The sequence below is a fragment of the Trichlorobacter sp. genome (genome assembly GCF_030247655.1).
Taxonomy (GTDB): domain Bacteria; phylum Desulfobacterota; class Desulfuromonadia; order Geobacterales; family Pseudopelobacteraceae; genus Trichlorobacter.
In genome coordinates, this window is record NZ_JAOTRZ010000201.1 from 1 (window position 1) to 5,473 (window position 5,473).

The 5,473-nt window shown below is 53.0% G+C and carries 4 protein-coding genes; 1 reads left to right on the plus strand and 3 read right to left on the minus strand.

Annotated features, from left to right (window positions below; all coding sequences use genetic code 11):
• A partial coding sequence (locus OEL57_RS13665; protein ID WP_300741168.1) for a TRAP transporter large permease occupies positions 1 to 1,344 on the plus strand: 1,344 nt, incomplete at its 5' end.
• 100 nt (positions 1,345 to 1,444) lie between these two features.
• On the opposite strand, the gene OEL57_RS13670 is transcribed toward OEL57_RS13665, so the two are convergent.
• From OEL57_RS13670 to OEL57_RS13680, 3 genes are read right to left on the minus strand one after another with little or no spacing between them, the layout of a single operon-like run.
• Entirely contained in the window at positions 1,445 to 2,902 is a 1,458-nt protein-coding gene (locus OEL57_RS13670) for a DUF294 nucleotidyltransferase-like domain-containing protein (protein ID WP_300741169.1), read from the minus strand.
• A 47-nt stretch (positions 2,903 to 2,949) separates the two neighbouring features.
• Complete coding sequence (locus tag OEL57_RS13675; RefSeq protein ID WP_300741170.1) at positions 2,950 to 3,642, minus strand: response regulator; 693 nt, start codon at positions 3,640 to 3,642, stop codon at positions 2,950 to 2,952.
• On the minus strand, positions 3,642 to 5,195 hold the full coding sequence (locus tag OEL57_RS13680) for an ATP-binding protein (RefSeq protein ID WP_300741172.1): 1,554 nt from the start codon (positions 5,193 to 5,195) through the stop codon (positions 3,642 to 3,644). Before OEL57_RS13680 ends, OEL57_RS13675 begins: the two co-directional genes overlap by 1 nt.
• Positions 5,196 to 5,473: the final 278 nt, after the last annotated feature.

Here is a 5,473-nt window from a genome sequence, read left to right on the forward strand (position 1 = left end):
AAGAAAAAAGCTGCCACCTGGCTTGGCGCTATTGCAGTCATGCTGTTTGCTCTCTCAACAATGGGACATGCCGGTATTGTATTTGCCATCCTGGCCGGCCTGATGTTGACCGGCATGCCGGTCTCTATCTCGCTGGGCCTGACTGTGCTCAGCTTTCTGTTCTTTTTCTCCAATGTGCCCACAGAAGCGGTGGCCATGAAGCTGTTTACCGGCATTGAGAAGTTTGAGATCATGGCAATTCCATTCTTTATCCTGGCCGGCAACTTTCTGACCCACGGCGGAGTGGCTAAACGGATGATCAACTTCGCCACCGCCCTGGTGGGCCACTTCCATGGTGGTCTGGCTCTTGGGGGGGTAGTGGCCTGCGCCCTGTTTGCCGCCGTATCCGGCTCCAGTCCGGCAACAGTGGTGGCCATCGGCTCAATCCTGCTGCCGGCCATGGTCAAGCAGGGCTATCCGATGAAGTTTGGCGTGGGGGTTATCGGCACCTCCGGCGGCCTGGGCATCCTGATTCCACCCTCAATTGTCATGGTGATCTATGCGGTCTCCACCAACGCCTCAATCGGCCAGCTGTTCATTGCCGGTATCATCCCCGGCCTGCTGCTGGCAGCTACCTTGATGACCGTGACCTGGCTGGTGGCCAAAAAACGTAACTATCCTTGTCAACCCAAGGCTTCAATCGGCGTGGTGTTCAAGACCTTCCGTGAGAGTTTCTGGGGCCTGTTCCTGATCGTGGTGGTTATCGGCGGGATCTACTCCGGCCTGTTCACCCCCACCGAGGCAGCGGCCATGTCTGCGGTGTATGCCTTCTTTGTCTCAGTCTATGTCTACAAAGACCTTGGCCTGCGGGATCTGCCCAAAGTACTGCTGTCATCGGCCAGCATGTCAGCCATGCTGCTCTACATCATCACCAACGCGGTACTGTTCTCTTTCCTGCTCACTTCAGAGCAGGTACCCCAGAACCTGACCGCCTGGATGGTGGGACTGGGGCTCTCCTCGGTTGCCTTCCTGATCTTCGTCAACATACTGCTGCTGGCAGCTGGCAACTTCATGGAGCCCTCTTCAATCCTGCTGATCACCGCGCCGCTGCTGTTCCCGATGGCCATGGAACTGGGAATTGATCCGATTCACCTGGGGGTACTGATGACCGTCAACATGGAGATCGGCATGATCACCCCCCCGGTGGGACTTAACCTGTATGTGGCCAGCGGCATCTCCAGACTGGGGTTGACAGAAACCACCAAGGCCTGTCTGCCCTGGATTTTGGTGATGCTGGTCTACCTGATCCTGATCACCTATGTGCCCCAGATCTCGCTCTGGCTACCCAATCTGCTGTATAAGTAAAGTCGGTCACAGCTGGTTGTAACATAACAAGCCCCCCTGTATGGCATTGGCCGTACAGGGGGGCTTGGTGTTATAACCGACAAAAAACAAGTAACGCGCTCTAACGGGCTATAATGTCCAACTGATAATGACCGCGCAGAATCTTTTGCAGTTTTTCAACACCGCGAAGCGCTGCCCGCAGCTTGACACGATCCCGCTCACGCAGCAGTTCAGGATCAATGCTGTTATCTGCCTGCTTTTTATCCCGCAGGGCGCCAAGCTGCCGCCCCAAGCGAAGATTCATCATGATGCTGAAGGACTCTTCAATCTCATCCAGATCGGCCTGAGCAAGCAGGGGCAAAGCGCGTAAACGATCCAGCTTGTCCCATGTGCTTCCACCAATAATCTGAACCTCAAGTGCAAGCAGGGCTATCCCCCGCACCAAGGCAAACAGCCCCCCTTTCTTCAGGTCAAGCCGTCCGCGTTGCGCCCCCTTTTTCTCCACCAATAACCGCCCGAACATTCCCAACGGCGGCTTGAACCTTGTTATGTTACGCGCCATACTGGGAAAAAATAAGGTATTGCTGGATGCTGTCTCATAGATGTGACGACGCAACCCCTCCTCTAATTGTTTGTCGCCGTAAAGCACCCTCATATCCTGAAACATACCGAAATTAACCATATTCTCAGGCAGAGGTGTCATAATCCAGCTATCCAGAATCTGTTTCCAGCCACTTAGGCTATGACACCATTGCGGATTGCTGGCCATGGTATTACCGGGACACCGAGGCACCCCCAACTGTTCCAGACACTCAATCAAACGGACGACAAAGCGCTGCGCCTCGGGCATTAATGCCTGTGGAAAATTATCGGCATAGACCAGCGCACTGTCCTGATCCGTCCGTAAGGTCTGCTCCTGACGCCCTTCACTACCCAGGCTGAGATAGGCCACCCCGGCCGGCAGAGAAATCCCTTCCTGCTGTTCCATCAGCCGGATTACCCGACGGGTGGTGGCATCGTTAAAGTGTGCAATCAGCTGTACCACGCCACGGATTTCCACCCCTGCACCGTAGGCGTTACCGATCATTGCAAAAAGCCGGGAGTTCAGTTGCTGCAAATGTTCGAGGGAGGTTGCACGTTCAATCTCGGTGATCAAGTAGAGGGGGGAGCGAGTCTGGAAGGTTAGAAGATCTGTATCTGTCAGAATTCCCACCAGGTTTCCAGCAGTATCAACCACACCGACCCGATGAAAGTTGTGGCGGGACATCAACGAAACCGCATCAAACAGGCAGGCTTCTTCACCCAGTGTGATCAGATGCGGGGTCATACAGTCACGCAGTGCTATCGATGCCGGATTACCCTCAGTTGCAGCGGTGATGCGACGCAGGTCACGTACCGTAAAAATACCGTAGGGAGGGGAATCACCCACCACCACACAGGTGATGTTCCGCTCCTGCATAAGCTGCGTTGCCGTCCGCACCGTACTGTCAGGGGAACAGATAACCGGCGGCCGTCTGCAGATTTTCCCCACAGGGATAAAGTACATATTTTCCGCCTGGTCTCCCAACAGATATGACATGGTGCGTATCCTTTCCCCTTAAGGAACCGACATTGCAAAAAAACGGCTCAGTCAACCAGACGCAGTTTATAGCCCACCCCCGGCTCAGTGATCAGATAACGCGGACGGGCCGGATTCGGCTCAATCTTATAGCGCAAGTTACTGATGGTAACGCGTAATACCTGCTGCTGACTACTGCCTGCCTCGCCCCAGACCTGGCTGAGAATCATATTGTGAGTAACCACTTTGCCGGCATGGAGCACCAGCAGGCGGAGCAGTTCATATTCCGTGGGGGTCAACGTTACCTCGGCACCGCTGCTGGTCACGTTGCGGGTAGCAATATCAACGGCAAGTTCACCGGTGGTAAATACCGGCTCCACCGCCTGCACACGACGTCGCAGGGCAACACGAATTCGTGCCAGCAGTTCGGCTATACCGAACGGCTTGGTCAGGTAATCGTCGGCACCTGCATCAAGGGCCAGTACCTTGTCATCTTCACGTTCGCGTACCGACAGCACAATAATCGGGACGGTCAGCCACTCACGCAACAGCCGGAGCAGATCGATACCATCCATATCCGGCAACCCCAGGTCAAGCAGCAGCAGATCAGGTTTGAACAACGCCGCCTCTACCTGGGCTGCGGCAGCAGAATCAACAATCTGAACTGCAAATCCCTCAGATTCAAGTATGGTACGCAAAAAACGTTGAATCGCTTTTTCATCATCAACAGCCAGAATTTTTATTGGTTGAGTATCCACCATCACGCAGCAACCTCGTCAGGATAGTTTGTGGAAAAGGGTATGCACAGTATAACAGACAATCCGCCATCCGCCCTGTTTTCCGCCCTCAATCTGCCACCATGGGCTTCAACAATACCACGACAGATTGAAAGACCCAGACCGGTACCCTCGGCGCCTTCAGGAACAGGCACCCGATAGAATTTTTCAAAGATCTTTTCCAGCTCCCCCTCCGGCACGCCGGGGCCATGGTCAGAGACCGCAAGTTGCAGGTAATCACAGTCAATCATAGCCGCAATCTCGAGCGGCGTTCCAAGCGGCGCATATTTGTTGGCATTATCCAGCAGGTTGACCAGCACTTGTAGCATAAGCACCATATCAAGGGGCACCAGTGGTAAATCCGGTGGAATCGTTACCAGAACCTCCCGGTCAAGCAGCTGACGTTCAAGACGTTCAAGAGAGCAGCCAATCAGATCCTGCAGATCGCAGGGTTCCTGCCTCAGGTTTATTGCACCGGATTCAATACGAGTCATATCAAGCAGCTTACTTACAAATCTGTTCAGCCGGTCAGCCTCATCCCTTGCATTTTCCAACAGCTCCCGATGAGCCGACGGGCTTAACCGCTCTCCTTCATCAAGGATACTGCTCAAGACACCGGTGATGGTTGAAAGTGGTGTACGGAGGTCGTGGGACACCGAATTAAGCAAAGCACGTTCCAGGCGCTGGCGGGAGCGCAGGGTCTGAGCAAGCTCTGCCTGACGAACCAGTTCCACCCGTTCCAGTGCCAGGGCCGTCTGTGATGCAAACGCCTTAAGAAGTCGCCACGCCTGCTTTGGCGAACAATCAGAACGACTGGTTAACAGAACAGCCAGCACTCCAGGCTTTTGGGTTGCAGTCTGTAAAGGAAGACAACAAAAGGTACCGACAAAAGGGCGATAATGCTCCAAGGTACGGCTGTTTGTAAACGACCAGGCAGCATCCTGTTCTTGCTCCTTATCCGGTGCAAAAATGCTACTTGTCTCCGTCAGTTCCAACCGTCCATCCTGTTCAAGAAACAGGGCGGCCTGACTGTTTAGTGTCGATTCAATATTGGCAATTACCGCTGAGATAACCGCAGACTGATCAGTTGCCGCAACAAAATCACGACTTAAACGATAGAGGCTTGAGGTTTCAGACTCACGAACCAGCAGTGCTTCTGCCCGATTGCGGGCTGAAGCAACCAGTGCACTGATAACACAGCCGGCAACCAGCAGGCCGGCTGAGATAGCCAAATACTCCTTGTGTTGCAGATCAACACTGAAACGGGGCGGCATATATAAATAGTTGTGCAGGAAAGCACTGAGAACCACCACCATCACAGTTGGTTTCAGGCCGATATTGAGTGCTGCCAGTACCACGACAATCAGATAGATCATTAACTGATTCAACGGATGCAGAAAAGGCTGCAGCAACTCACAAAGCACCGTTGCTGCCATAACAAATAAAATACCGACGACATAACCAGGTAACGATGCGAGCTGATCACCAATCGGTAAAAGGCGCAGTAGCTGCCGTTCAGGACCTGCTGAGTCGGTCATCATGTTTCCTTTTCTCTGTATGCCGGATAATCAGTCGCAGAGCATCCAACATAATTTCAACACCCTGTTTTGTCAACAAGCTGAAACACGCTGCAAACCGCTCCATATCAATCCTGTTGCAGCTGCTGCATTACCTATCCTGCTAACAGCAACCAGCGCCTGACATGACGCCACCCCACCAACACACAGTAAATTTATCTTATACTTACCGCATAAATTTTATATTCAAAAACAACATATCCGCATCACGCACACTTATTCAAACATATACACTATTA

Excerpts from the sequence above, each read along its gene's own strand:
- OEL57_RS13670 (WP_300741169.1), bottom strand. The coding sequence starts at position 2,902 with ATGTCATATCTGTTGGGAGACCAGGCGGAAAATATGTACTTTATCCCT.
- OEL57_RS13675 (WP_300741170.1), bottom strand. The coding sequence starts at position 3,642 with ATGGTGGATACTCAACCAATAAAAATTCTGGCTGTTGATGATGAAAAA.
- OEL57_RS13680 (WP_300741172.1), bottom strand. The coding sequence starts at position 5,195 with ATGACCGACTCAGCAGGTCCTGAACGGCAGCTACTGCGCCTTTTACCG.